The organism is Blastomonas fulva, assembly GCF_003431825.1.
Classification (GTDB): Bacteria; Pseudomonadota; Alphaproteobacteria; order Sphingomonadales; family Sphingomonadaceae; genus Blastomonas; species Blastomonas fulva.
This window is the reverse complement of sequence record NZ_CP020083.1, coordinates 3,033,212-3,058,402: the sequence shown is the minus strand read 5'-3', so window position 1 is coordinate 3,058,402 and position 25,191 is coordinate 3,033,212. Positions and strand designations below refer to the sequence as shown.

Sequence of the window (25,191 nt, the reverse complement as noted above, 5' to 3'; positions counted from 1 at the left end):
GCCCGTCCTCCACGTTCAATGCAAGCCCCCGCGCAGACCCATTGTCCGCCCGCCAATCATATGTCATATGATATGCCATAACTTGGCGCGAATGCGGGAGATGACATGCGCGTTTTGAGAACGCCCGACAGCAGGTTTGCGGGGATCACCGATTTTCCGTTCGCGCCGCATTACGCGGAGATCGCCGACGCCACCGATGGCACGCGCCTGCGAATCCACTATGTCGACGAAGGCCCGCGCGATGCGCCGGTTGTGCTGATGATGCATGGCGAGCCGAGCTGGAGCTATCTCTACCGATTCATGATCGGCCCGGTGGCAGATGCGGGATTGCGCGTGGTCGCGCCCGACTTGGTGGGCTTCGGCAAATCGGACAAGCCCGCGCTCAAGAGCGATTACAGCTATGCGCGGCATGTCGCCTGGATGCGGCGGTGGATCGAGAAGCTCGATCTCACCAACATCACTCTGGCATGCCAGGACTGGGGATCGCTGATCGGTCTTCGTCTGGTCGCCGAAATGCCCGGACGCTTCAACGGCGTCGTGCTGTCCAATGGCGGCCTGCCCGCAGGCCAGGATGCGCCGCGTGCCTTTGCGATTTGGCGCGCGTTTTCCAAATGGAGCCCGGTGTTTCCGATCGGCAAGATCATCGCCAAGGGCACCGCACGCACGCTGTCAGACGCCGAGATCGCGGCCTACGACGCCCCCTTCCCCGATGGCAGCTTCAAGGCAGGCGCGCGTATCTTCCCCAGCTTCGTGCCGCTGGGCCCCAATGTCGCGGTGCCCGACCAGCTCAAGGCCTGGGAGATTCTCGACCGGTGGGAAAAGCCGTTCCTGTGCTGTTTCAGCGATCGCGATCCCATCACCCGTGGCGGCGACGCACTGTTCGTCGGGCGCGTGCCGGGGACCGCCGGACAGAAGCATCGCCCGCTGAGCGGCGGTCACTTCATCCAGGAGGATGATCCGCAAGGGTTTGCCGACTGCATTCTCGAGGTCGCGCGCCAGGCCTGACCGGGCGCCGCTTACTCCTCGATCAGGTCGAGATAGGCGACGACGTCGTTATCTGTGGCGATGTACAGGCCTTCCTGAACCTCGGCGCTTTGCTGCGCGGCGATGTGCAGCGCCTCTGCCAGCGGGCCGTAGAACAGGCTGCTGGTTGCCCCGCCCTCGACGTCACCATCGAGCAGGTACAGCCGCACGCTGACGGAATCGGAGGTCGAGCGCATCAGTCCTTCTCCAGCCGCGCGCCGTCGAGCAGCCCTGCCGCGCGGTCGCTCTCGGCCGCGTTCGTGGTGCGCTCCGCCTTGGTCTGGCCAAACCTCGCGCGGTTTGCTGCGGCGGTGGTTTCGGCCTGCTTGCGCTTGTGCGCCTTGCGCGCCTGGCGTAGGTTGATAATCTCGGCCATGTTCAGGGTGCCTCCCCTGCCTGTTCCGACATTTCGATGAAGTCCCGCGCCAGATCGCGCTCCGAGCGGTCGGCAAAGGTCGCGTCGATATCCGGGGCCTGGCTGAACATGAACAGCATGCACCAGATGGCGAAGCGCTCGCCCGCAACGGTCGCCAAGCCCAGGTCGACCTGCATCCGCTCGATCGCCGCATCCACCGCCTGCGGGGCAGTGGCGGCAGGATCGCGCGTCCCGAAATAGCGTTCCAGTTGATCTTCAAAGGTCATGACGCAGACCCTTAGGCCGCATCGGGATCCTTGTGCAACCAGTCGGCATGCCGCGGAGCCTTTTTGGTGCGGCTCCACTCGTCGAGCATCAACGGGGCCACGCGCTTGAGCTCGGCATAATGCTCGGGCTTGCCGATATTACAGGCGAGCTCGACGCGGTGGCCATTGGGATCGAAGAAATAGATCGAGCGGAAAATGCCGTGGAAGGTCGGCCCCAGCACGTCGATGCCCAACCCCTCGATATGCGCCTTGGCGGCGTTCAGCGCGGCGAGATCGGCGACCTCGAACGCGATATGCTGTACCCATTCGGGGGTGTTCGCGTCGCGGCCCATTTCGGGCTGCTCGGGCAGTTCGAAGAACGCCAGCACGTTGCCGCCGCCGCAATCGAGGAAGACGTGCATGTACGGATCATAGGCACCGGTGGACGGCACATGATCTTCCGAGAACGCGCTGGTGTAGGTCATGCCCAGCACCTTCTCGTACCATTCCACCGTCTGCTTGGCGTCCTTGCAGCGATAAGCGACGTGGTGGATGCGCGAGAGTGAGAACGGTGCGGTCATTCCGCCGGTTCCTGAACCTTGAGCACGCCGCGGCGCAGTTGGTCCTCTTCCATCGACTTGAACAGAGCGGTGAAGTTGCCGTTGCCGAAGCCTTCGTCCTTCTTGCGCTGGATGAACTCGAAGAACACCGGGCCGATCACCGGCTGGCCGAATATCTGCAGCAGCAGCCGCGGATCGTTGTTCTCGGTCGATCCATCAAGCAGGATGCCGCGCAACTGCAGTTCTTCCACAGGCTCGCCATGGCCCGGCAAGCGCTCTTCAAGCGCTTCGTAATAGGTGCCCGGCGGCGGCGTCATCAGCGGCGCGCCCATCGCCCTGATGCGGTCGAGGCAGCCGATCAGGTCGTCGCAGATGAAGGCGATGTGCTGGATGCCCTCGCCATTGTAGGCGCGCAGGAACTCGTCGATCTGGCCGCCGCCTTTCGCGCCTTCCTCGTTCAGCGGAATGCGGATCTTGCCATCGGGCGCGGTCATCGCGCGGCTGGTGAGCCCGGTATATTCGCCCTTGATGTCGAAGAAGCGGATTTCACGGAAGTTGAAGACGCGCTCGTAGAATTTCGCCCAATGGTCCATGCGGCCGCCATAGACATTGTGCGTGAGGTGATCGATCATCTTGAAGCCCGCGCCCACCGGATGGCGATCGACGCCGGGCAGATATTCGAAATCGATGTCGTAGATCGAAAGCGCTTCGGGGTTTTCGAGGCTGGCATAGCGATCGACCAGATAGATCATCGCGCCACCGATGCCGCGGATCGCGGGCAGCCGCAGTTCCATCGGCCCCGTGCGGGTCTCGACCGGCTCTGCACCGCGATCCAGCGCCTCGCGATAGGCGATGCGCGCGTTCTGTACGCGAAAGCCCATGCCGCAGGCCGACGGGCCGTGTTCGGCAGCGAAATACGCAGCCGGGCTTGCCGGCTCATAGTTGGCAATCAGGTTGATATCACCCTGGCGCCACAAATGGACGTCCTTGGAGCGATGCTGGGCGATGCGGGTGAAGCCCATAGCGGTAAACACCGGCTCGAGCAGACCTTTTTGCGGTGCGCAGAACTCGATGAACTCGAACCCGTCCAGGCCCAGGGGGTTTTCGAAAAGGTCGGCCATGAGATCATCCTCCATGCGCGGTTGCTGTGCGCACAGGAATACCCTGCAGACAAAATGGTGTCAAATGAAACTATATTGACCCATCAGGGCGACCATGTGCCCAAACAGAAAAAGGCGGGCAAGCTGCCCGCCTTTTCAGTCCACTTTCCCCTTTTGGGGGGAATGGTGCGCCCGGAACGATTCGAACGTCCGACCCTCAGATTCGTAGTCTGATGCTCTATCCAGCTGAGCTACGGGCGCGTTGGAGTTGGCGACATAGTCAGCGGCCTGCGGGATGGCAACACCTTTTTGGGCCGCATGTCGCTTTATTGCGCGCCACCCCGATGGCGCAGGGATTGTTCGATCGCGCCGAGCAGCGGAAGATCGGCCGGCGGCATATCCAGCGCACGCAAATCGTCGACGGTGACCCAGCGAATCGTGCTGGCGTGCAGCGGCTCCGGCTCGCCTATCCAGCTATCGCAACGGTACAGCAGCAGGATAAGATGGCGCGTGCCCAGCGCATCGCTCGCAAAGGTCAGCGGTGTCAGGTCGGCTACTGCTACCTGGATGCCCAGCTCCTCGCCCAGTTCGCGCGCCAACGCCGCCTCTGGCGTCTCTCCCGGCTCGATCTTGCCACCGGGAAACTCCCACAGCCCTGCCATCATCTTGCCGGGCGGGCGCTGCTGCACCAGCAGCCTGCCAGCTCCATCGACCAGCAATGCCGCCACCACGGGGAAGAGTGTCGGATTAATTTCCATCTCGCATGCCTGTTTTAACCTTTTGGAAACGGGATTTTGCAAATCTGCGGTTGGGGCAAGCGGGTCCCCGGCTAGTTTCGGAACCACCATGCGCCATTTCTTTGCTCAATTGGCCAAATCAAAACGCGGTGCAACCGCCATTGAATACGGCTTGATCGTGGCTCTGGTGGCTATCGCCTGCATGACCGCCATCAACTCCGTAGCCGGCAACACCATCAGCATGTGGGGCTACGTCAAAACCAATATCGTCCCCAAGGAAGAGTAAGGTGTCGGAATTTCAGACACCCCGATCAATCTTAGGAATATCGTAAGCATTTAGTTTTACTCCCGGTCTTGTCCAATCGGCATGCGTGAAGATGGGACGGGGAAGTGAAGACCTCGAACAGGAGACCTGACATGAAGACCATTCGCAACATTCTCGGCAACAAGAAGGGCGCCACCGCCATCGAATACGGCCTGATCGCCGCCCTGATCGCCGTTGCAGCCATCACCGCGATGAGCTCGCTGGGAACCAACCTCTCCAGCACCTTCAACACCGTCAGCACCAAGCTGACCACCGGCTAAGCCTTACGGCCATAGCCAAACGGAAAAGGGCGGCAGTGATGCCGCCCTTTTTTGTATGTTCGCCGCGCTCAATAGCTGACGATCTTGACCTTCTGCCCGGGGGTAAGGGTGGCGCCGGATGCCAGCCCGTTGAGCGCGACGAAGCGCTCGGCCCGCAGATCGTCATAGGCCATGCGCGCAGCCATGGACTGCACGGTGTCGCCACGCTGGACGGTCACCACCCGCAGCCGCCGCGGCCTGATCGCCGAGGCTTCGGCGCCGGAAAGCCGCTTCACCGACTGATACATCGGCGTGAACAGGTTGCTCTGCCCGGCAGGCGTAATCGCAACGAAATGATAGGCCCGGTTGTTGCCGAAGCTGTACGCGAAGATGGTCACATCTAGCGTCTGGCGATTGGCGGCGACGCGCGCGGTGGCATAGGCCGCGGGCAGGCCGTTGACCGTGGTCCGCTGGATCTGCCCGTAATTCAGCTGCTGTTCGCCACCCACCGCACGGAATGCCTGATCGACATAGCGCGTGAGGTCGCCCGAGAACTGGCCCATGGTGAACTGCGCCTGCGCCGACTGGCCGCTGATCGACACAGCACTGGTGCCATTCTGCATGGCGTATCCTTGCGGGACAGAGAATTTCAGCCCCAGCTCAGGATGCAGGAACTCCCTGCCCTGCACCATGCCCTGCTTGGGATCATCACCATAGAGCAGCCCATCGAGCCGCGAGAGGAACACGTCGCGGTTGCGCTGGGTTCCGCTGAACCGGCTGGCGACAGTCGCTGCGCGCGTCACGCGGCGGGCGGGATCGGGGTGGGTGCTTGCCCATTCGGGCACAGAGCGGGCGTTGCCGCCCTGTGCGCGGGCATCGATCGCCTGCTGCGCCGCAAGCGACCCCAGCATCGAGGAGAGCGCCCTGGGGTCATAGCCTGCGCTGCTGAGATAGCGCACGCCCAGATCGTCGGCCTCTTCTTCCTGCTTGCGCGAGTATTTCAGCGTCAGCAGCTGTGTCCCGGTGCCGAACACCTGCTGGCCAAGCTGGCCTGCCGCGCCATCGCCCAGCAGCACCGCCGCGCCGATCTGGCCGAGCAGCCCGATGATGCTGTTGCGCTGCGCCGCCTTTTGTCGCTTTTCGGAGTGGCGCGCCGCGACATGGCCGACCTCGTGCCCCAGAACACCGGCCAATTCGGCCTCGTCGTTCATCAGCGCCAGCAGCTGCCGGGTGACATAGACATAGCCGCCGGGAATCGCGAAGGCGTTGTTGACCGGTGAGTTGAGCAGCGTGACGGTAAAGTCGTCGCGCGCGTTGCCAAGGCCCGATTGCACCGCAATGCCCTTGCCGACCTGAACGACATAGGAGGTCTGCGCCACCTGGTACGCACCGCCGAATTCCTCGAGCAGCTTGGGATGCACCTCTGCGCCCTGACGCTTTTCCGAAGCGGTGATCGACTGGGCCTGCGCAACCAGCGCCTCTGCCTTGGGCGCCAGTGCGCCCGTTAGCAGCGCGGTCGTCCCCATAGCCGCTGCAACCGTGAACGCAAAAACCTTCATCCGCCGTGCCATCGCACCCTCCTTGTCGGTCGTTTTGTCTGTGCCGATCGATCGCATGATGCCCTGTGCGGGCACCATGATCAAACGGGCTTGTCGCCACAACGACGCAGACCGCGTGCGGTTGCGCGAATTTACATCGAGATCAAAGTGCGCCGATTGCCAGGAAGCGGGCTTCGCGCGCCGCGCGCAGCTCGAGCGGGCTCAGCTTCTTGAGCGTTTCCAGTTCCTCGCGGACTGCCTTGGCCAGTTCCTGGATCGCCTGCGCCGAATCACGATGCGCGCCACCCACGGGTTCCTTGACGATCCGGTCGATGACGTTGAGCCGCTTGAGATCGGCTGCGGTCACCTGCATCGCTTCGGCAGCATCTGCCGCACGGTCTGCGGTCCGCCACAGGATAGAGGCGCAGCCTTCGGGCGAGATCACCGAATAGACCGCATGTTCGAACATCAGCACGCGCTCGGCCGAAGCAAGCGCCACCGCGCCGCCCGATCCGCCTTCGCCGACGATCGCTGAGACCATCGGCACGCCCAGCGAAAGGCAGCGCTCGGTCGAGCGGGCAATCGCCTCGGCCTGACCGCGCTCCTCGGCCTGCACGCCGGGAAACGCGCCCGAGGTGTCGACCAATGTAACCACGGGAAGCCCGAACCGGTCTGCCAGGTCCATCAGGCGGATCGCCTTGCGATAGCCTTCGGGTTTGCCCATGCCGAAATTGTGGCGGATGCGGCTTTCGGTGGTGTCGCCCTTTTCGTGCCCGATGACCACCAGGCGTTGTTCGCCCATGCGCGCAAAGCCGCCCATGATTGCCTTGTCGTCGCCAAAGGCTCGGTCGCCTGCCAGCGGCAGAAACTCGTCGAACATCCCTGCGACATAATGCTTGAAATGCGGGCGCGCGGGATGCCGGGCAACGAGCGTCTTCTGCCAGGGGGTCAGCCCGGCATAGGTCGAGGCCAGCAGCTTGCGCGACTTGGCCGCGAGCCGCTCAATCTCGCTGTCGATATCGATCTCGCCGGTGTCGGCGGTTTCGCGCAATTCGGCGATGCGCGCATCAAGCGCGGCGATCGGCTTTTCGAATTCCAGATAGCTTGTCATGGTCATAGTCCTGCCCTGCTAGCCACGCCGCTGCCTGTCGGCAAGGTTCATCTGCGCAAGCGGGTGGCGACGATTGACCAGCTCGACCAGCCTTTTGCTGTCGACATGGGTGTAAATCTGGGTGGTCGCGATATCGGCATGGCCCAGAAAGGTCTGCAAGGTGCGCAGATCCGCGCCGCCTTCGAGCAGATGCGTGGCAAAGGCGTGGCGCAGCACATGCGGGCTCACCCGTGCCGGATCGATCCCCGCGCTGGCGGCGAAGTCCTTGATCAGCTGGAACAAGCGGATGCGGCTGATATGCCCGGTGCGCGAGGGGAACAGCCAGCGCGTCTCGACCGTGCTCACTGCCAGCCAGCGCGCAAGCGCATCGCGCGCGCGGCCCGAGATCGGCACCAGCCGCTGCTTGTCGCCCTTGCCGGTGATTGCCAGCAACGGTCGCCCGATGCTGGCCGCCGCACGCGGCAGGCTGACCAACTCGCTGGCGCGCAAACCCGATCCATAGAGCAGCTCGATCAGCGCGAGCAGCCGCAGGTCCGATGGCCTTGCCTCTGGCGCCGCCGCGCGCTCTTCTGCCAGCGTGAACAGCCGGGCAATATCGTCGTGACTCAGGATCTTGGGCAGCGGTCTTTGCACTTTCGGGCGAGCAATCGCCGTGGATGCGTTGCCCGCACTGGCCTCCGCCAGCCCCTCATCCTGCAGAAAGGCGAAAAAGCCACGCAGCGCAGAGGATTTGCGCGCGACGGTGCTCGAGGCAAGATCGCGCCAGTGATGGTCCAGACGGGCCAACCCCGCCTCCCCCGCCTGCACCAGCGCACCTGCCAGCACATCGGACGCCTGTTCGAGGTCGCGGCGATACGCGGCGAGCGTGTTCGCGGCCGCGCCGCGCTCTGCGGCCATCATTTCCAGAAAGCGGTCGATCAGACGGGCGTCGTCGCCTGCCATCGGTCAGGCGCGGCTGACAGCTTCTGCAGCGATCATCCGGGCCTCTGCCTGACGCCCGGCGATGCGGAGCGCCGAAACGACGTGGAACAGCTGGCGCGGGGTCATCGCCGACCAGTCGTCGCCCTGCATGCCCATCGCGACCAGCAGCGTCACCAGCCCATCATTGCCTTGCGATGCGGCGGCGCGGATCGCCCGGGTCCAGCGGGTTTCGCCGCCCAGCCGGATGCCCAGGTCCTCGGCCAGCGAATCGCGATCGGCGGTGCTGATCCGGTTGAGCCCAGCCAGGCCCGCAACCAGAAACGCGCTCTTGCGTGCGTTCGCGCTCTCGTCATTGTCGAAGAAGCTGCTGACTTCCGATGATTCCAGCGGCGAGCGCCCCGGCGAAGCGAGCGCGAGCACGGCCCAGCCCAGACTGCCTTCGGACACGATCCCGGTCCAGCGCGCCGCGCTGGTATCGAAGCCCGCCGACACCATCGAGACGATAAGGTCATCGGCAGCATCACCGACGTCTTCCGACGGAGCGACGCGCGCTGCCGCGTGGGCGGTCAGGACATGCGCAGAATAGCGCACGAACGCGTTTTCGGACCGGTTCCACAGCGCCTGCATCGCGCGCACCCGGTCATCGGGATCGGCAGCGACATAGGCGGTGCGCAGCAGCGCCATGCGATCGCGCAGCGCATCATCGGTGCCCGGATCGTCAAATGTCGCGCCGTACAGATCGATCATGTCGCGGCTGGAAAGCACGCCCATCGCAGCGGCCATGTCTGCCGCCTGCACGCGCGAGGCCAGCGGCGCCATCGGCGCGCGCGCGCGCCACGCCTGATAGTTGCGGTCGGCACTGGCGTACAGCGCCTCGGGAGGCTCGATCCCGGCGGTCAGCGCCAGCCCGAAACGCCAGCGCGTGAGCTGGTTCACGTCATCCCACTGCACCGTCACTGCGCGCCTGCCGTTGAGGCTTGCTCCGACGATCTTTTCTGCCAGCACCACATCGATCCGGTCCATGCCGCTCTGGCGGCGGGCGCGATCGATCTGTTCGCGCGCCGAGCTTCCCTCTCCGGAGAAGCCCGAGCAGATCGCGCGGATCAGCTGCCATTCCTTGCCCTTTGCGGTGTCACGGGCGAAGGGCAGCAGCGGGCACATGCCCAGCGGATCAGCGGCGGAAACATAGCTGGCCAGCGCCACATCGAGCAAGCGCGGGGTCGCGGCGGGCGGATCGATCGCCTGCACCATGCGCACCGCGCCATCGGCCGATCCGATGCGCAGCAGCAATGCCGCCCGTTCAGCAGCCCAGTTTGCGCCGTTGATCCCCTGCGGAGTGTTGAGTTCGCTCAGCAGCAGCTTCTGCAGGCCCAGCGAGGCCCAGCGCGACACGATCCGCCCACCGGTGCGGCGCACCAGCGTCTGGGCATAGCGTCCGCCGATATTGCCGAGCGAGGACGCGGCAAAACCGCCATTGGCCTGGCTCAAGGGGCCGATGAGGTCCAGCGAACGGCGCGCGCTGGGTGGCAGCGCCTGGGTGAGCGCGAGCTGTTCTGCAAGCTGCTCCTGCAACGCAGCGAGTTCCTCGCTCAGCGCCTCGTCGCTTTCGTCCTGGCCTGCCAGCGAAGGCAGGGGGACCAGCGGGGGCGGCGTGCCGGGGACGACGGGAGCCTGGGGTCCGGTGCGGCCGGGCTCGGGCAAGGGCGGCGGTTCGGACTGCGACGGCGCAGGCGCGGGATCGTTGAACCCAGGGGGCAGCAGCGACTCCGGCGCTTCGTTCTGTCCGATCACCGGAGCAGATACAAACGCCACCGCCATCAGGCTGGCACAGGCCAGCAGCATTCCCCGCCGCATCGCGATCAGCCCTCGGGCTGCGCCGTGGCGGCGTTGGACGCCGCTGCCGTTGGCAGTGCGATCTGCTTTTCGACGCGTGCGGTGGGAACCTCGCCACCGCGCGAATAGGCGAACGCCAGGAACGCGACAACCAGAACAGCCAGTGCAACCAGGATGAGCGGTCCCTTGGGCCGCCTGCGCTGCCGGTAATTCTGTCCCAAAATGGCCATGGCCGACATATGCTCCGTGAAGTGTCTAGAAAACTTGCGCCACCGCCTAGCCTATTTATAGGCTGCGCGGCAATGCTGCAGAACCGAAAATCAGACCCCGCGAAGCTTGCAGGCGCCATCATGCAATGGCTGGACCGGCCGTTGGTGCTGGTCGGGCTGATGGGCGTCGGCAAGTCCACCGTCGGCAAGAGGCTGGCCACCGATCTGGGGATCGACTTCGTCGATGCCGATGAAGAGATCGAAACTGCGGCGCAGATGACCATCTCGGAAATCTTCGAGCGTTTCGGTGAGCCCTATTTCCGTGATGGCGAGCGCCGGGTGATCTCGCGGCTGATCGATGGCGTGCCGCGCGTTATCGCCACCGGGGGCGGCGCGTTCATGAACGACCAGACCCGCGCGCTGATCCTGCAGGGCGCGATCGCGATCTGGCTGGATGCCGACCTTGCTACGCTGGTCGAGCGCGTCAGCCGCCGCAACACCCGTCCGCTGCTCAAGAACGGCAATCCGGGCGAAGTCCTGGCCAAGCTCGCCGAGGTCCGCAATCCGGTCTATGCGCAGGCGCAGATCCATGTGCGGAGCAAGGATGGCCCGCACCACCGCACCGTTCTCACTATTCTGGAGGCACTTGCCCGATGGCACGGCTGAATATCGCGCTGGGCCAGCGCAGCTACGATATTGACGTTGAGGCAGGGGCGCTGGACGACGTGGCAACGCATATCGCTCCCTGGGCAAAGCGCGGCCGCAGCCTGTGGGTCACCGACAGCACAGTGGCCCGGCACCACTGGCCCCGCATCGCCGCGCAGCTCGAGTCCGCAGGCATCGCAGCGGAACTGCATGTCGTACCCGCTGGCGAGGCAAGCAAGAGCTGGGCCGAGCTGGCGCGGCTGACCGACTGGCTTCTCGGCGCAGGCATCGAGCGAAGCGATACCATCTTCGCGCTGGGCGGCGGGATGATCGGCGATCTCACCGGCTTTGCCGCATCGATCGTCAAGCGCGGCTGCGACTTCGTCCAGGTGCCGACCACCCTGCTGGCACAGGTCGACAGCTCGGTCGGCGGCAAGACCGCGATCAACACCGCAGCGGGCAAGAACCTCGTCGGCGCGTTCCACCAGCCGCGATTCGTGCTGATCGATCCGCAGGTGCTCGCCACGCTGCCCCCGCGCGAAATGCGCGCAGGCTATGCCGAAGTGGTCAAATACGGCCTGATCGACGATGCGCCCTTCTTCGACTGGTGCGAGGCGCACGGCGCCGATGTGCTGGCAGGTGAACCGCAGGTGCTTGATCACGCCATCGTCACCAGCGTCGCCGCCAAGGCGCGGATCGTGGGCGAGGACGAGCGCGAGACGAAGGACCGCCGCGCGCTGCTCAACCTCGGCCATACCTTTGGCCACGCGCTGGAAGCCGACACCGGCTTTGGCGAGAGGCTGTTGCACGGCGAGGCGGTGGGTGTCGGAATGGTGCTGGCGCTGCGCTATTCGGCACGGCGCGGGCTGTGCGACCTTGCGGACGCAGAACGCGTCGCCGCGCATTTCGGCGCCTGCGCGATGCCCGTCACGCTGCACGATGCCGGCGTCACCGCCGATGGCGCGGCGCTGGTCGATCATATGCGGCATGACAAGAAGATGGCGGGCGGCACCCTGCCCTTCCTGCTCGCGCGCGGGATCGGGCAGACGTTCGTGTGCCATGATGTCGATCTGGCCGATGTCGCGCAGTTTCTCGACGAACAGCATCGCCAGGCGCGATAAACCTGCGCCTGCGTAAACTTTCTCTTTAGGACGACACGCTAGGGTGCCGGTGTGGAGGCAGGTGCGACCCGCTTGCCTGCCACACCAATTGTGTCGCCGGACCTTCGGGCGGGGCAGATTGGGCCAAGCACTTTAGGGAAGCCGCCACGTGTCGTTTGTTCAGCCCGGAGCCTTTGACCGCGCCCAACCGGATGCAGCGCCACTGCGCTCGCTGGATGCCGCGCTGGCGCAGGGCACCAGCGCTGCGCACGGCTTTGTCGGTGTCCTGCTCGACAAGGCCAGCCCGGTGCGCGCAATCGACCTTGCCGATGCCGCGCATTATCTGTGCCTGCTGCATGGCCGCTATCCCGGTCTGATCGACTATGCCGCGACCCGCACCGCAGACCCGCATATCGGCAAATGGCTGGCCCATGCATGCGAGGCATTCGTCGGCGAGCGCGCGCTGCTCACCCGGCTGACTGTTGCCGCAGGGCCGATCACAAGCACTCCCGGCCAGGACCGGTGCACCCCAGCGATCATCAACCTGCGCGGGGCGCTCAACGCGCTGTCGCAGTCTGACCGCCAGGGCTGTGCGATCGGCGCCGCCTTTGCGCTGGTGCTGGACTGGATCACGGTGCGCGAGGTGCTCGATCTCATCGGCGCGCGCACCGGGCTCGATGTCCGCCTCTCCTCGCTCCCTTCATCGGCCGACACACGCCAGCTCGCGGCCGAACTGAGCACCGACAGAATGATCGGACGCGCGATCGGCTTCGGCGCGTCGCAGATGCTCCAGCAGCACCGCCAGTTCTGGGATATGCTGGGCGAACGCGCAGAGCTTCGCCGTGCGCAGGACGGCATCTAGGCTTCCAAAACGCATGGCCTTACGGAAACGTAAAGCAGCAGCGCTCTGACCGCTTGCCAAGCTGGCTTCAGCCCCCTATCGCTTAACCAACCAGTTAACAGCGGCAGGAAGGCCATCCCATGCGCTTTGAAGGCACCAGCGAATATGTTGCAACCGACGATTTGAAGGTGGCGGTCAATGCCGCCGTCGCACTGCGTCGGCCCCTGCTGGTGAAGGGCGAGCCGGGCACCGGCAAGACCGTGCTGGCGCACCAGATCGCGCAGGCCGCGAAGGCACCGCTGATCGAATGGAACATCAAATCGACCACAAAGGCGCAGCAGGGCCTGTACGAATATGACGCCGTGGCGCGTCTGCGCGACGGCCAGCTCGGCGACGAGCGCGTCCACGACATCGGCAACTACATCAAGAAGGGCAAATTGTGGGAAGCGTTCACCGCACCCGAACTGCCCGTGCTGCTGATCGACGAGATCGACAAGGCCGATATCGAATTCCCCAACGATCTGTTGCAGGAACTCGATCGCATGGAATTCTACGTCTACGAGACCAAAGAGCTGGTGAAGGCCAAGGATCGCCCGATCGTGGTCATCACCTCGAACAACGAGAAGGAACTGCCCGACGCGTTCCTGCGCCGCTGCTTCTTCCACTATATCAAGTTTCCCGATCGCGAGACGATGCAGGCTATCATCGATGTGCACTTCCCCGGCATCCAGAAGATCCTGGTACAGAAGGCGCTCGAGATCTTCTACGACGTGCGCGAAGTGCCCGGCCTCAAGAAGAAGCCCTCGACCAGCGAACTGCTCGACTGGCTGAAGCTGCTGCTGCACGAGGACATGCCGCTCGAAGTGCTTCAGTCGCGCGACCCCAGCAAGGCAATCCCGCCGCTGCACGGTGCGCTGCTCAAGAACGAGCAGGACGTGATGCTGTTCGAACGCCTCGCCTTCATGTCGCGCCGCAACAGCTGAGGGGTTGCGCCAGGCGGGTGATCCCGGCCTGGCCAGCAACGTACGCGTCAGGATCAGAGGCAGGCGGGCCCGCCCGCCAATAGGCTATTTCTTCAGTTGCATGCGGCAGCTGTCCTGCTGGTCCTCGCACTGCTGCGCAAAGCCCGCCAGCACCGCGCCGGGTACCCGCGATCGCAGGGCCCCAGCTTCCAGCGTGTATATGCCCTTAAGATACGCCTTGTCGAATTGGGTGAGTTCTGTAGGGGCGGCCTCGGGCCCCTGCGTGAACAGGCTGAGCACCGATGGAACTGCGACGCTGGCGAAGTCGATGTGCCGCCTGGGTGAGCCAAGCAGATGAACCGCTGCATAATCGGCCAACTGGCCGAGCGTCACGTTCTTGATCTGGGTGGAGTCATACAGCACGATCGACAAAGATTTGGGCCGGTAGAAATTTGAATCAATGCGGCTAGCCTTGATCGATGTCGCGATCACATAGCCTTCGCCGTCGAGCGTGGCGCCATTGCTGTTGGACAGGGTGGAGAGGTTCCAGGCCACCGCAGGCTTGCGGGCGCGCAACTCGTCGCGCAAGTTCCGGGTCTGCACATCGCGCATTTCAGCTATTCCGACGATACCGCGCCTGCGCGTCAGCATCTTTTCGAACAGGCCGCGAGGATCGTCGACCACCACGACCAGCGCGTTGGCCCTGCAGTTCGGCTTGGCCGGGTCGAGCCCGACATCCAGAGCGGTTCGATTGATGCGGTCCGTTATAGTCACGCTGGCATCCGGATCCATTCCGACCACCTTGACGCACAGCGGCTCGAAGAAGCGCGGGATCACATCGAACATCGGAATGGGCGCTATCAACTCGCGCAGATTTTCCTTGAGGACTTTCTTCGCGACCTCGCGCTGGCCGATCACCTCGATGCCATCCCGGAAGAGATCGGGCGTCTCTTCCCCAGTCTGCTGCGCTGCGCCTGCTGCAGGCAAGCTTAAAAGGCTAAAAGCTGCAATAGCAGACCGGAATGTTCGACCACGCATGACTGTCTCTCGTCATCTTCGCCGTGTTGCTGAAGTATAGTGGCTCAAGAGGCAGGCATCACGCAAGTTGAATCGAGTGTGGCTGCTGTCGCCCTGACTGCTGGCAGCGCCCTGCTGCAGCTCCCGCTTTTGCGCCCCCCCCGGGCAGCTACCCAGCAACGTCAGCGAATATAGGCGAGCTCGAAATTGCCCCAGTAGCGGCCCCGGATCCACAACGGCACGAAGATGTTGCGCAGGATCCTGACCTCGCCCGGATGCGGCTCGAAGCGATAGACGGCGGCATAATAGGCATCGTTCTTGTGCTCGATCGCCTCGCTCGTGGTGCGGTCGAGCACGATCATCCGGTTGCGGCAGTGCGCGGCATCGTGCGTCCTGTCGCCGGTGGGCGCGTGCGAGCGCTCAGAAATGTGCGTCGGCAGATAGCCGTCCACATTCGACATCACCGCCCCGAAGGTGGTCTTGCCCGCGCCCCAGAAGCGATCGAGGATCGGGCGGATGTGCCTGTCGGCGAAGTCGTTGAAGTCGTTGTCATAGCGCACCAGCCCCGGCTCGCCGCGTGGTCGGTAGGTCCGGTCGAACAGCTGGGCTTCGGTCAACGTTCCGCTCACAAGCGCGGATTCGATGATGCTGCATATCTCGATTCCGGTGTCGGTTGCGGTCTCGACATAGGGATTGTCGCGATGCGACAGCCCGGTGTGGACGAGCTGGTTGAACATGACGTTGGAAATCGTCTCGAGCTCGGTGGTCTGGTGCAGCGCGTCTTCCAGCTGGTCGCCGCAGCCGGCAACATCGCCCATGAACACGAACAGGTTGTCGCAAAGCTCGCCGGTGTCCGAGCGGACGCCATTGCTCGATTCGGCGATGGCATCGGCCTTGCTCGCGACATCACGCACCATCTCGCCCGCCTGCTGGATGGCGGCATCGATCGTCTCGAAATGGCGTTGCGCGCTGCGGCTCTGCGCGACCCCGCGCTCGACCTGCGCCATGAAATGTCCCGCCTCGATGCCCAGGGAATGCATCGTGCCGGAAATCTTGTCGGTGGCCTGGCGCGTATCCTGTGCCAGCTTCTTCACCTCGGCAGCCACTACCGCAAAGGTCGCCCCGGCAGCGCCGGCGCGCTCGGCCTCGATCGCGGCATTGAGCGCGAGCATGTTGGTGGACCGGGCAATGGAATCGATGGTCTGGCTGGCGGTCACGACATCCGCCATCGCATTGGCGAAGCGCTTGACGTCCTCGCCCAGTCCCTGGATCAGCGCGATCAGATCGTGCAACTCCATCGCAGAGACCTGCATGGTCTGAGAGCTTTCCGCCAGGTTGCTGTAGGCGGCCTGGCTCGTCCGGCGCGCACTGGCTGTGGCGAGCACAACCTGCTCCTGCTCCTGCGCAAGGTTGCGCGCGATCTGCTCGAGATACGACCGCTTCTCGCCCAGCAGCGCCATGCGCTGGCGCACGGTTTCGACAATTCCGCCGACCTGGCTCGAGCAGATCACGGAATCGCCGCAGCTTTCGGCCATCTGCTGAATGGCATCGCTTTCAGGCTTGATGATGCGATGCTCCTGCATGACTGTCCCTTTGTCACGGCAATCCGCAAACCCTAGCGGGCCGTGGTTAACGCCGGGTAAATCGCACGGCCCTGCCCTGTTGCCACTTGCCAGATTAAGCGGGTGTCGCCATCGTGAAGGGTGACGCAAACGGAAAGCGCCGGATAAGGGTTGAGGATCGATGTTCTTCTCGTTCATGGATGAATTGCGCAGCGCCGGGATATCGGTGTCGCTGAAGGAACATCTGGTCCTGCTCGAGGCGCTGCACAGCGAGGTGATAGGTCGCACCCCCGAGGAGTTCTATTACCTCTCGCGCGCCACGCTGGTGAAGGACGAAGGGCTGCTCGACCGGTTCGATCAGGTGTTCGCCAAGGTGTTCAAGGGCCTGGAAATGACCTTCCAGGGTAACGACACCGCCGAGATTCCCGAAGACTGGCTGAAGGCGGTCGCCGAGAAGTTCCTCTCTGACGAGGAGATGGAGAAGATCAAGGCGCTGGGGTCGTGGGAAGAGATTATGGAGACGCTCAAGAAGCGGCTCGAGGAACAGGAAAAGCGCCATCAGGGCGGCAACAAGTGGATCGGCACTGGCGGCACCAGCCCGTTCGGCAACTCCGGCTTCAACCCTGAAGGCGTGCGCATCGGCGGCGAGAGCAAGCACAAGCGCGCGATCAAGGTGTGGGAAAAGCGCGAGTTCCAGAATCTCGACGACACCCGGCAGCTGGGCACGCGCAACATCAAGGTCGCGCTGCGCCGCCTGCGCCGGTTCGCGCGTGAAGGCAACGCCGACGAGCTCGACATCGACGGCACCATCGATGGCACCGCGCGGCAGGGCTGGCTCGATATCCGCATGCGGCCCGAGCGGCACAATGCGGTCAAGCTGCTGCTGTTCCTCGATGTCGGCGGATCGATGGACCCGTTCATCAAGCTGTGCGAGGAACTGTTCTCGGCGGCCAAGACCGAATTCAAGAACCTTGAATTCTTCTACTTCCACAACTGCCTGTACGAAGGCGTGTGGAAGGACAACCGCCGTCGCTTCACCGAGCGCACCAACACCTGGGACATCCTGCACAAGTTCGGGCACGATTATAAGGTGATCTTCGTCGGCGATGCTTCGATGAGCCCCTACGAGATCAGCCATCCCGGCGGCTCGGTCGAGCACTTCAACGACGAGGCTGGCGCGGTGTGGATGAACCGTGTGGTCAACACCTATCCTGCTGCGGCCTGGCTCAACCCGGTGCCTGAGAACCAGTGGGGCTATTCGCAGTCGGTGCGGATGATCAAGGATTTGATGAAGGATCGGATGTATTCGCTGACGCTCGAGGGTCTGGACGATGCGATGCGCGAACTGGTGCGCAAGCACGGGAACTGATCGGCGGCGCGAGTGGCCTCAGGCCTTGCCCGCGTAACGATCGGTCGCCTCGACCAGCCGGCTCAGGATGCCGGGCTCCGAATAGGCATGCCCTGCCCCTTCCACCAGATGGAAGTCCATGTGCGGCAGCTTTTTGTGCAGCGCCCACGCATAATGCGCGGGGCACGGCATGTCGTACCGGCCATGTACGATGGTGCCGGGAACGGCGGCCAGCCTGGACGCGTTGCGCAGCAACTGCTCGGGCTCCAGCCAGCAGGCGTTGACGAAATAGTGCGTCTCGATCCGCGCGAAGGCGAGCGCGTAATGACCATCGTCGTGCTGCTCTGTCAGCCTGGGGTCGGGCAGCAACGTCACCGTCTCGCCCTCGTACAGGCTCCAGGCACGCGCCGCGGCAACCTGCAGTTCCAGATCATCCCCGGTCAGCCGACGATGATACGCGCCCAGCATGTCGCCGCGCTCGTCCTCGGGGATCAGCGCGACGAACCGCTCCCATTTGTCTGGAAACATCTGCGACACGCCGAACTGGTAGAACCAGTCGAGTTCGGGCTTGGTGCACGTGTAGATGCCGCGCAGCACCAGCTCGGAGACACGCGCAGGGTGCGTCTGCGCATAGGCCAGCGCCAGCGTCGATCCCCAGGAACCGCCGAACACCAGCCATTGATCGACACCCACGATCGTCCGCAGCCGCTCGATATCGGCGACCAGATGCCAGGTGGTGTTGGCGTTCAACGCCGCATGCGGAGCAGAGCGCCCGCAGCCGCGCTGATCGAACAGCATTACGTCATAGAGCGCAGGATCGAACAGCCGCCGATGATCGGGCGAACAGCCGCCACCGGGACCGCCGTGCAGGAACACCGCGGGCTTGGCCCCCGGTGTCCCCACGCGCTCGTAATAGACCTGATGCCCGTCGCCGGTATCCAGCGTGCCCGTCGCATAGGGCTCTATCGGCGGATACAGCCCGCGCACAGCCCCGCCCCGCGGCTCAGTTGCCGTGGCGGATGTTGCTCGACAGATAGTCGCCATAGCTGCCGACATAGCTGTCGATGATCATCTGGGTTTCCTCGGTCGCATAGCTTTCCGCGTCCGCCTTTTTGCCGCCATACTGCATTTCGGACTTGATCATCGCGTCCATCAGCGTGGTTTTTTCGGCCGCGCAGGCGCTGCTCGCCTCCTTGGTGAAATCGGCCGGCGTCTTCTTGGCCTCGAGCGCCGCGTTGGTGAACGTGGTCAGGCAGGCGTTGAAGCTTTTGCGCGCAGAATCAACAGGATCGCCCTGCGCCATGGACATGGCAAGCGCCACCATCAAAGTGAGACTCATCTTACTCTCCCCAAAGTAGATCGGATGCGCCGATTAGCACAATCTGCCGCGCCACGGGAAGCGGATTCCCGCCGATGTTGCGGCAGTTTACCGCGCAGCATTTCAGCGGACGCGCACGCCCCCCTGCACCACCGCATCCACGCTCTCCAGCTCGCGCACATCGGCCAGCGGATCGCCGTCGACCGCGATGATGTCGGCATAGCGTCCGACCGCGATGGCGCCTACATCCTGCGTCTTGCCCAGCGCCTCGGCGGCGTTGACCGTCGCGGCGCGGATCGCCTCGAGCGGGGTCATGCCGTATTCGACCATCACCTTGAACTGCCCGCCAACCTGCCCGTGCGGCATCACCCCTGCATCGCTGGCGAACACCATCCGCACGCCTGCGCGGTGCGCCTTGCGGAAGTTGTCACGCTGGATCTGCGCGATCTCGCGGTCCTTCCGCAGATTGTCTTCCATCACGCCGTTGTTGGCGCCCTCGGCCTGGGTGTAATCGGTGTTGAAGATGTCCATCGAGAACCACACCGGCTGCTTGCGCTCGGCCGCGAGGCGGATCCCCTCGTCATCGACCAGGCTGGCATGCTCGATGGTGTCGATCCCGGCGCGGATCGCCGCCTTGATCCCAGCGCCGCCATGCGCGTGTGCCGCGACCTTGAGGCCCCATTGATGCGCCTCATCGGCAATCGCGCGCAGCTCTTCTTCGGAGAGCTGCTGCTGGCCGGGCTCGGTGTTGCGCGAGAACACACCGCCGGTGGCGCAGACCTTGATCACCTCCGCACCGTACTTACGCTGCTCGCGCACCTTCTGGCGCAGCTCGGTGGGGCCATCGCCCACCGCTGGAGACTTCGCGCCGAACGAGGGCGGAAGATAGGTCTGGTCGCAATGCCCGCCGGTCGCGCCGATCGAGTGCGCGGCAGGCACGATGCGCGGGCCGGTCGCCCAGCCCTCGGCAATCGCCTGCTTCAATGCGACGTCGTTATAGCCTTCGGAACCGACGTTGCGCACCGTGGTGAACCCGGCATCGAGCATCGCGCGCGCGTTCGAGGCGGCAACGAAGCTCCAGAAGCGGTCGGTGAATTGCAGGCTGTTGTAGCCGCCATAAGTGGGCGAGCTATCGAGATGGACGTGCATGTCGATCAGCCCGGGGAGCAAGGTCTTGCCCGACAGGTCGATATGCGTGACGTCCGACCCCCAGCGCACCGTGCGCGCATCAGCGATCGACGTAATGCGGCCGTTCTCGGTGAAGATCGCGGGAAATTCGGTGGTCCTGCCGGTGGCGACGTCGATCATCTTCGCTGCGGTGATCACCGTGCGCTTTTGTGCCTCCTGCGCCGAGGCGGTCACCGTGAGCGCGGAAGCGGCGAGCGCCGCCGAGATCAAACGTGCAAGACTTTTCATGATGTTCCCCTGACCGGCTACCCCGGATGATTGTCGCCCAACGATTACAGCGACTTGGGGTTCAGGCAAGCAAAACCGCCAGCCAGCCCGAGCGTCTGCGCGCAGATACAAAATATTGGGGGTGGCTGCCGCGCCGGGGGCGGCCTAGCATCGGCGTATCATGGCAACGCAGATCACCGACAACCCCTGGTCGCTGACCGAGAAGGAAAAGCAGACGCTGCGGCTGATCGTGTGCGGGCACGACGCCAAGTCGATCGCGCGCACGCTCGACCTTTCGGTGCACACGATCAACGAGCGGCTGCGCGATGCGCGGCGCAAGATGGCGGTCTCGAGCAGCCGCGAGGCCGCGCGGATGCTGCTCGAGGCGGAAGGCGGTGGCGTTACCCCCCAATATGTTGGGCACACCCCAATCGGGGATGATGTTCGCGCGCCAACCGCCGATCAGGTGGGGGCGCCGACCCCCGGCGCGGAGCGAAACCGCTCCCTGATCCTGACAGGAGTTCTTATGACCCTCGCCCTCGGCCTGCTGGCCCTAACTACTCTGCCGTTCACCAATACGGCGCCCACGACCGTCACCCCTGCCCCGGCCCAGGTCGCGTTGCAGGATGCGACGACCGACACGGTGAACCCCGAAGTCGTCACCGCCGCCCTCGCTTTCCTGTCGCTGATCGAACAGAAACGCTGGGAAGACAGCTACGCCGCCACCGGCACCGCCTTCCGCAAGCTCAACACGCTGCAGGTCTGGGCCCAGGTCTCCGAAGAAGTCCACGCCCGCTACGGCAGCACCGTCTCGCGCACCCTGCTCAGCCAGCAAAACCTGCCAGCCCCGCCCGCAGGCTACGAAGTCGTCAAGTTCCGCACGGTCTATGCGAACAAGCAGCAGGCGGTGGAAACGGTGACGCTGGATCGCGAGGATGGCAAGTGGGTCGTGGTGGGGGTTACGGTGGGGGTTACGGTGGGGTGAAGGCAATCAATGGGCCGCGCTTACAGCGCGGCCCTCTAATCTAGTGTTTAAAAAATCTAGGCGAACCAATTTTCAAACTGAGTATGATATCCCCGGAACTCGGGGCGGCGGCGATGCTGATCAGTTTGCAAACCCGATTTCACTATGCGGATAAGCACATTCATTTCGCTGCCGGGAGACTAGGGTGACGCTATGTCCATTCGATCGTGGCTACAAAAGATTATAGGAAGCGGGGGAAATACCAAGCCGCGCATGACATCGCCACCGGCACCCAAAGAACCGGCAATCGCCAGACCGGACCGGGACATTGCGATTGCTCACGCAGTTAATCTGACCGATCTTGTGAATGGCGAGCCCGGGTCAATGGCGTTCTATCGGACCACCTTTGCAAATCACCCAAGCCAATTCGTCACATATCACGATCTTCGCAAGCAAGGCGACATGCTGGATAAAGCAACGCTTAAGGCGCTAGGCCTTCGCGCAAACACGAAGTTGTCTTCCCAATTTTTCGCTACGTTGAATGAAAAGGGACGCGCTGATCCAGTTGGTGCTGCGGGCGTTATCGGACTTGCAGTTTCAACGGCCCTTAGCGCCTCGCGCGCGCTTGCCGCGATGGAAGCGCTTGGGGTCGACGAGGCGAAATTTCTTGCATCCAACATGGCTGCCGGTCCGTGTGCAGCAGCAGCCGGATTGGACGGCCAGACCATCGCTCTCGCGGACGCACCAATGCTGCCCTTCGCTACCTGCACCCACCCAGATCAGTGCTCTTGCTGCTATCAAGCCAAACTTTCGATATTAAATGAGCGGATATCGACCGAATAGAGCCAGGCAGACGCAATGCGCTTCAGCCCGTCAGACTGAGAAGGTCGTCGTCACCATCCGGGGCGACACAGCGGTGATGCTCAAGGTTTGCGATCCACTCGACCGGTGTCATGATCCAAAGACCTGAGAAAAGTACCGCGATCTCTTCGCGCTTTCGAATAATGCGAGCGTCCAGAGTCACAAAGAAGCTACCCCAGATAGCCGCATCGCAGCAGTGTTCAGCGTCGCGATCATGTTTGGTGCCTGCAGCGTTGCCGCGCATGATCTCTTTAACTTTGCGCAGGGTGCTGGCCGTGGCAATCTTCGTGTCGAAGGAATAGATAAACGCGCTAGCCCTTTCTTTTACAATAGCCGGTGTTTTCGGATGTTCGATTTCAGCCTTCACCGAATGGGGCAACATGATCTGCATTTCGGTGATTGGTATGCTGACCATTTTGTCGCGCGCTTCACGCTGGTCCAATCGATCATCCGCAATATCATCAAGCAGATGGGCGTCTATCATCGTCCCATGATAACGGGGATCCGGTGCAACACGATTGCGCGGGCGCCGTTTTTCCATCGGGGCATCCTCAGTATGGGTCCCTGCGGAATTGCAGCCCCTACAGTATTGTAGTGCCGGTTTAGCCTGTCGAAGCAAGAGGTCCGGCGTGAATACACCCCAAACGATGAGGAGCGACCATTGCGTCGAACGACCCAGAACGCTTGGTGTTCTCGGGAGATCATCATTGGCAATGCCGCCCCCCCCCTCAAAAATGCACCGCCCGCCCATACGCGCTTAACACACCCTCATGCATCATCTCGCTCAGCGTCGGGTGCGCGAAGACCGTGTGCATCAGCTCTTCCTCGGTGGTTTCGAGCTGGCGGGCGATGACATAGCCCTGGATGAGTTCGGTGACTTCCGCGCCGATCATGTGCGCGCCCAGCAGTTCGCCGGTCTTGGCGTCGAACACGGTCTTGATGAAGCCTTCGGCCTCGCCCAACGCGATTGCCTTGCCGTTGCCGATGAAGGGGAAGTTGCCGACCTTGACCTCGTGGCCCGCCTCTTTCGCCTTGGCCTCGGTGAGCCCGACGCTGGCGACCTGGGGGCGCGAATAGGTGCAGCCGGGGATGTTCCAGGTTTCGAACGGGTGCGGGTTTTTCCCTGCGATATGTTCGACCGCGATGATGCCCTCGTGGCTCGCCTTGTGCGCCAGCCAGGGCGGGCCGGTGACATCGCCGATCGCGCGGATGCCCGGCACGTTGGTCTGGCCGAAGCCGTCGACGACGATATGCCCGCGCTCGGTCTTCACGCCCAGCGCCTCGAGCCCGATATCCTCGGTGTTCGGCACGATGCCGATCGCGACGATGGCGTGGCTGAACTGGTGTTCCTCGCTCTTGCCGTCCTTGGTCTTGATCTTGGCGGTCACACCCTTGCCGGTGTCGGTGAGCGCCTCGACGCCCGCGCCGGTGAGGATCGTCATCTTCTGCTTCTTGAGCGCCTTTTCCATGAATGCGCTGACATCGGCGTCTTCCACCGGCAGCACGCGGTCGAGCATCTCGACGATGGTCACGTCCGCGCCCATGTCGCTGTAGAAGCTGGCGAACTCGACGCCGATCGCGCCCGATCCGATGACCAGCAATTTGCTGGGCATGACGGTTGGGGTCATCGCGTGGCGATAGGTCCAGATGTGCTTGCCATCGGCCTTGGCGAACGGCAGGTCGCGCGCGCGCGCTCCGGTGGCGACGATGATCTCCTTGGCCTCGAGGTCGCGGGTCTGGTCGCCCTGGGTCACGCTGAGCTTGCCCTTGCCGGTGAGCTTGCCGGTGCCTTCGACCACCGCGATCTTGTTCTTCTTCATCAGCCCCTTGACGCCGGCGTTGAGCTGGCCCGAGACCTGACGGCTGCGCGCGACGATCTTGTCGAGCTCATAGCCGACCTTGTCGGCGGTGAGGCCGTAATTGCCCGCGTGTGTCATGTAGTGAAAGATTTCGGACGTGCGCAGCAGCGCCTTGGTGGGGATGCAGCCCCAGTTGAGGCAGATGCCGCCCAGCTTCTCGCGCTCGACGATCGCGACCTTGAGGCCCAACTGCGCGGCCCGGATCGCCGAGACATAGCCGCCGGGGCCGGAACCCAGCACGATCAGGTCAAATGTTTCAGCCATGGTTCTCAGCCCTTCTTAGCGCGTTTCATCAGATCAAGATTGCAGAGCATCCACACGATGCAGCATGCCACCGCAGGGGCATAGACAAGCTCTGCATAAGCGACAACTTCGGTCAGATACAGCACCAGCGCAAACCCGCTGCCCGCCGCGGTTGCGAGCAGGAGCGGCACGCGCAGCAGCGGATGCAGGTTCAGCCGTGCCAGCACAAGCGCGACCACCGCAGTCGCGAGCAGGATCACGAACACCATCACCACGGTGTAGAACGCGTCTGCCGTATCGACGAACGTCTCGGAAATGTTGAGCGCCCCGGTCTGCGCGAGGTTGAACGCGAAACGCCCGACGAGCGTCGCGATCGCGGTGGGGAGCAAAAGGCGGCGGAGGATGAAGAGGAGGATGGTCATGGATGCGGCGCCTGTCCCCCTGAGGGAGAGGGAGGAGCGGACGCGGCGGCATCCAAGCCCCTCTCCCCTTGCGGGAGAGGGGTTGGGGAGAGGGGGCGCGACGCACAGGCCTCGATGGCCTGTTCGTCGCCAGACAAAACCCCCAAGATCATCTCCCCAACCCCTTCGTCATTCGTCAAAATATCGTAGTTCGAGAACCGCAGCACAGTGAAACCCTCTTGGCGCAGATGGGCATCGCGCGCCGCGTCATAAGCGTTCTCGACATGTTGCGCCCCATCCGCCTCCACGATCACCCGCTGCGCAAAGCACACGAAATCCGCGATATAGCGATCGATCGGCACCTGCCGCTTGAACTTGAAACCTTCGAGGCGCTTGCCGCGCAGGATCTGCCAGAGCTTGAGTTCGGCTTCGGTAGGCTCGCTGCGCATTGCCCTGGC

30 protein-coding genes and 1 tRNA gene are annotated in these 25,191 nt (G+C 63.5%); 10 read left to right on the top strand and 21 right to left on the bottom strand.

What is annotated here, in order from left to right; all coding sequences use genetic code 11:
- Positions 1–105: 105 nt before the first annotated feature.
- The gene (locus tag B5J99_RS14580) at positions 106–1,005 is read left to right on the top strand and encodes a haloalkane dehalogenase (RefSeq protein ID WP_117352788.1); all 900 of its coding nucleotides are present in this window, start codon (positions 106–108) and stop codon (positions 1,003–1,005) included.
- A gap of 11 nt (positions 1,006–1,016) precedes the next feature.
- On the opposite strand, the gene B5J99_RS14575 is transcribed toward B5J99_RS14580, so the two are convergent.
- From B5J99_RS14575 to B5J99_RS14545, 7 genes are all read right to left on the bottom strand, one after another.
- A complete protein-coding gene (locus tag B5J99_RS14575) occupies positions 1,017–1,220 on the bottom strand; it encodes a hypothetical protein (RefSeq protein ID WP_054134942.1) in 204 nt (67 codons plus the stop codon).
- The gene (locus tag B5J99_RS14570; RefSeq protein ID WP_117352787.1) at positions 1,220–1,399 is read right to left on the bottom strand and encodes a DUF4169 family protein; all 180 of its coding nucleotides are present in this window, start codon (positions 1,397–1,399) and stop codon (positions 1,220–1,222) included. Before B5J99_RS14570 ends, B5J99_RS14575 begins: the two co-directional genes overlap by 1 nt.
- Before the next feature lie 2 nt (positions 1,400–1,401).
- Positions 1,402–1,665, bottom strand: a complete 264-nt coding sequence (locus B5J99_RS14565; RefSeq protein ID WP_117352786.1) for a hypothetical protein — start codon at positions 1,663–1,665, stop codon at positions 1,402–1,404.
- Positions 1,666–1,676: 11 nt separating this feature from the next.
- Positions 1,677–2,225 carry a VOC family protein gene (locus B5J99_RS14560; RefSeq protein WP_054134945.1) on the bottom strand — a complete coding sequence of 183 codons (549 nt, stop codon included), beginning with the start codon at positions 2,223–2,225 and terminating at the stop codon, positions 1,677–1,679.
- On the bottom strand, positions 2,222–3,325 hold the full coding sequence (gene hppD / locus B5J99_RS14555) for a 4-hydroxyphenylpyruvate dioxygenase (protein WP_117353533.1): 1,104 nt from the start codon (positions 3,323–3,325) through the stop codon (positions 2,222–2,224). Before hppD ends, B5J99_RS14560 begins: the two co-directional genes overlap by 4 nt.
- A 163-nt stretch (positions 3,326–3,488) precedes the next feature.
- Positions 3,489–3,565 (bottom strand) — tRNA-Arg (locus B5J99_RS14550).
- Positions 3,566–3,630: 65 nt separating this feature from the next.
- The gene (locus B5J99_RS14545) at positions 3,631–4,062 is read right to left on the bottom strand and encodes a (deoxy)nucleoside triphosphate pyrophosphohydrolase (RefSeq protein ID WP_117352785.1); all 432 of its coding nucleotides are present in this window, start codon (positions 4,060–4,062) and stop codon (positions 3,631–3,633) included.
- Between the two features lie 88 nt (positions 4,063–4,150).
- Here B5J99_RS14545 and B5J99_RS14540 point away from each other — a divergent pair, with 88 nt between their 5' ends.
- Both B5J99_RS14540 and B5J99_RS14535 read left to right on the top strand, forming a co-directional pair.
- Positions 4,151–4,327: a Flp family type IVb pilin gene (locus tag B5J99_RS14540; RefSeq protein ID WP_082382286.1), complete on the top strand. Its 177-nt coding sequence runs from the start codon at positions 4,151–4,153 to the stop codon at positions 4,325–4,327.
- Positions 4,328–4,458: 131 nt separating this feature from the next.
- Positions 4,459–4,626: a Flp family type IVb pilin gene (locus B5J99_RS14535; protein WP_054134947.1), complete on the top strand. Its 168-nt coding sequence runs from the start codon at positions 4,459–4,461 to the stop codon at positions 4,624–4,626.
- Between the two features lie 68 nt (positions 4,627–4,694).
- On the opposite strand, the gene B5J99_RS14530 is transcribed toward B5J99_RS14535, so the two are convergent.
- The 5 genes from B5J99_RS14530 to B5J99_RS14510 all read right to left on the bottom strand — a co-directional run bounded on the left by B5J99_RS14530 (position 4,695) and on the right by B5J99_RS14510 (position 10,238).
- Positions 4,695–6,176 (bottom strand): M48 family metalloprotease, encoded by a 1,482-nt coding sequence (locus B5J99_RS14530; RefSeq protein ID WP_245991643.1) that lies wholly within the window; start codon positions 6,174–6,176, stop codon positions 4,695–4,697.
- A 130-nt stretch (positions 6,177–6,306) separates the two neighbouring features.
- Positions 6,307–7,254 carry an acetyl-CoA carboxylase carboxyltransferase subunit alpha gene (locus tag B5J99_RS14525; RefSeq protein ID WP_054135000.1) on the bottom strand — a complete coding sequence of 316 codons (948 nt, stop codon included), beginning with the start codon at positions 7,252–7,254 and terminating at the stop codon, positions 6,307–6,309.
- Between the two features lie 18 nt (positions 7,255–7,272).
- Entirely contained in the window at positions 7,273–8,196 is a 924-nt protein-coding gene (locus B5J99_RS14520; RefSeq protein WP_117352784.1) for a tyrosine recombinase, read from the bottom strand.
- A 3-nt stretch (positions 8,197–8,199) separates the two neighbouring features.
- Positions 8,200–10,029: a hypothetical protein gene (locus tag B5J99_RS14515; RefSeq protein ID WP_162892620.1), complete on the bottom strand. Its 1,830-nt coding sequence runs from the start codon at positions 10,027–10,029 to the stop codon at positions 8,200–8,202.
- Positions 10,030–10,034: 5 nt separating this feature from the next.
- Positions 10,035–10,238: a hypothetical protein gene (locus B5J99_RS14510; protein WP_231683908.1), complete on the bottom strand. Its 204-nt coding sequence runs from the start codon at positions 10,236–10,238 to the stop codon at positions 10,035–10,037.
- Between the two features lie 120 nt (positions 10,239–10,358).
- Here B5J99_RS14510 and B5J99_RS14505 point away from each other — a divergent pair, with 120 nt between their 5' ends.
- The 4 genes from B5J99_RS14505 (at position 10,359) to B5J99_RS14490 (ending at position 13,786) form a co-directional block, all read left to right on the top strand.
- On the top strand, positions 10,359–10,883 hold the full coding sequence (locus B5J99_RS14505) for a shikimate kinase (protein WP_054135001.1): 525 nt from the start codon (positions 10,359–10,361) through the stop codon (positions 10,881–10,883).
- Positions 10,871–11,983, top strand: coding sequence for a 3-dehydroquinate synthase (aroB, locus tag B5J99_RS14500; protein WP_117352782.1), 1,113 nt, complete (start codon positions 10,871–10,873; stop codon positions 11,981–11,983). The genes B5J99_RS14505 and aroB overlap by 13 nt, the downstream gene beginning before the upstream one ends.
- Before the next feature lie 148 nt (positions 11,984–12,131).
- Positions 12,132–12,824, top strand: a complete 693-nt coding sequence (locus tag B5J99_RS14495; protein ID WP_245991642.1) for a DUF6975 family protein — start codon at positions 12,132–12,134, stop codon at positions 12,822–12,824.
- Positions 12,825–12,943: 119 nt separating this feature from the next.
- A complete protein-coding gene (locus B5J99_RS14490) occupies positions 12,944–13,786 on the top strand; it encodes an AAA family ATPase (RefSeq protein WP_054134953.1) in 843 nt (280 codons plus the stop codon).
- A gap of 84 nt (positions 13,787–13,870) precedes the next feature.
- Here the strand turns inward: B5J99_RS14490 and B5J99_RS14485 are convergent, their stop codons facing one another.
- The gene (locus tag B5J99_RS14485; protein ID WP_117352781.1) at positions 13,871–14,752 is read right to left on the bottom strand and encodes a hypothetical protein; all 882 of its coding nucleotides are present in this window, start codon (positions 14,750–14,752) and stop codon (positions 13,871–13,873) included.
- A 212-nt stretch (positions 14,753–14,964) separates the two neighbouring features.
- The gene (locus B5J99_RS14480; RefSeq protein WP_162892619.1) at positions 14,965–16,365 is read right to left on the bottom strand and encodes a methyl-accepting chemotaxis protein; all 1,401 of its coding nucleotides are present in this window, start codon (positions 16,363–16,365) and stop codon (positions 14,965–14,967) included.
- 160 nt (positions 16,366–16,525) lie between these two features.
- Here B5J99_RS14480 and B5J99_RS14475 point away from each other — a divergent pair, with 160 nt between their 5' ends.
- Positions 16,526–17,713 (top strand): vWA domain-containing protein, encoded by a 1,188-nt coding sequence (locus tag B5J99_RS14475; RefSeq protein ID WP_117352779.1) that lies wholly within the window; start codon positions 16,526–16,528, stop codon positions 17,711–17,713.
- Between the two features lie 18 nt (positions 17,714–17,731).
- Here the strand turns inward: B5J99_RS14475 and pip are convergent, their stop codons facing one another.
- The 3 genes from pip to B5J99_RS14460 all read right to left on the bottom strand — a co-directional run bounded on the left by pip (position 17,732) and on the right by B5J99_RS14460 (position 20,426).
- The gene (pip, locus tag B5J99_RS14470; protein WP_245991641.1) at positions 17,732–18,679 is read right to left on the bottom strand and encodes a prolyl aminopeptidase; all 948 of its coding nucleotides are present in this window, start codon (positions 18,677–18,679) and stop codon (positions 17,732–17,734) included.
- A 16-nt stretch (positions 18,680–18,695) separates the two neighbouring features.
- Complete coding sequence (locus tag B5J99_RS14465; protein ID WP_150126218.1) at positions 18,696–19,031, bottom strand: hypothetical protein; 336 nt, start codon at positions 19,029–19,031, stop codon at positions 18,696–18,698.
- 102 nt (positions 19,032–19,133) lie between these two features.
- On the bottom strand, positions 19,134–20,426 hold the full coding sequence (locus B5J99_RS14460; RefSeq protein WP_117352777.1) for a Xaa-Pro dipeptidase: 1,293 nt from the start codon (positions 20,424–20,426) through the stop codon (positions 19,134–19,136).
- Positions 20,427–20,586: 160 nt separating this feature from the next.
- Here B5J99_RS14460 and B5J99_RS14455 point away from each other — a divergent pair, with 160 nt between their 5' ends.
- Both B5J99_RS14455 and B5J99_RS19595 read left to right on the top strand, forming a co-directional pair.
- Positions 20,587–21,390, top strand: coding sequence for a helix-turn-helix domain-containing protein (locus tag B5J99_RS14455; RefSeq protein WP_117352776.1), 804 nt, complete (start codon positions 20,587–20,589; stop codon positions 21,388–21,390).
- 252 nt (positions 21,391–21,642) lie between these two features.
- Positions 21,643–22,212 (top strand): hypothetical protein, encoded by a 570-nt coding sequence (locus B5J99_RS19595; protein ID WP_162892618.1) that lies wholly within the window; start codon positions 21,643–21,645, stop codon positions 22,210–22,212.
- A gap of 22 nt (positions 22,213–22,234) precedes the next feature.
- Here the strand turns inward: B5J99_RS19595 and B5J99_RS14450 are convergent, their stop codons facing one another.
- The 4 genes from B5J99_RS14450 to B5J99_RS14435 form a co-directional block, all read right to left on the bottom strand.
- A complete protein-coding gene (locus tag B5J99_RS14450) occupies positions 22,235–22,771 on the bottom strand; it encodes a hypothetical protein (RefSeq protein ID WP_162892617.1) in 537 nt (178 codons plus the stop codon).
- Between the two features lie 187 nt (positions 22,772–22,958).
- Positions 22,959–24,353 (bottom strand): dihydrolipoyl dehydrogenase, encoded by a 1,395-nt coding sequence (gene lpdA, locus B5J99_RS14445; RefSeq protein WP_117352774.1) that lies wholly within the window; start codon positions 24,351–24,353, stop codon positions 22,959–22,961.
- Positions 24,354–24,358: 5 nt separating this feature from the next.
- Complete coding sequence (locus B5J99_RS14440; protein WP_117352773.1) at positions 24,359–24,754, bottom strand: hypothetical protein; 396 nt, start codon at positions 24,752–24,754, stop codon at positions 24,359–24,361.
- Entirely contained in the window at positions 24,751–25,182 is a 432-nt protein-coding gene (locus B5J99_RS14435; RefSeq protein WP_245991640.1) for an endonuclease domain-containing protein, read from the bottom strand. Before B5J99_RS14435 ends, B5J99_RS14440 begins: the two co-directional genes overlap by 4 nt.
- Positions 25,183–25,191 lie beyond the last annotated feature (9 nt).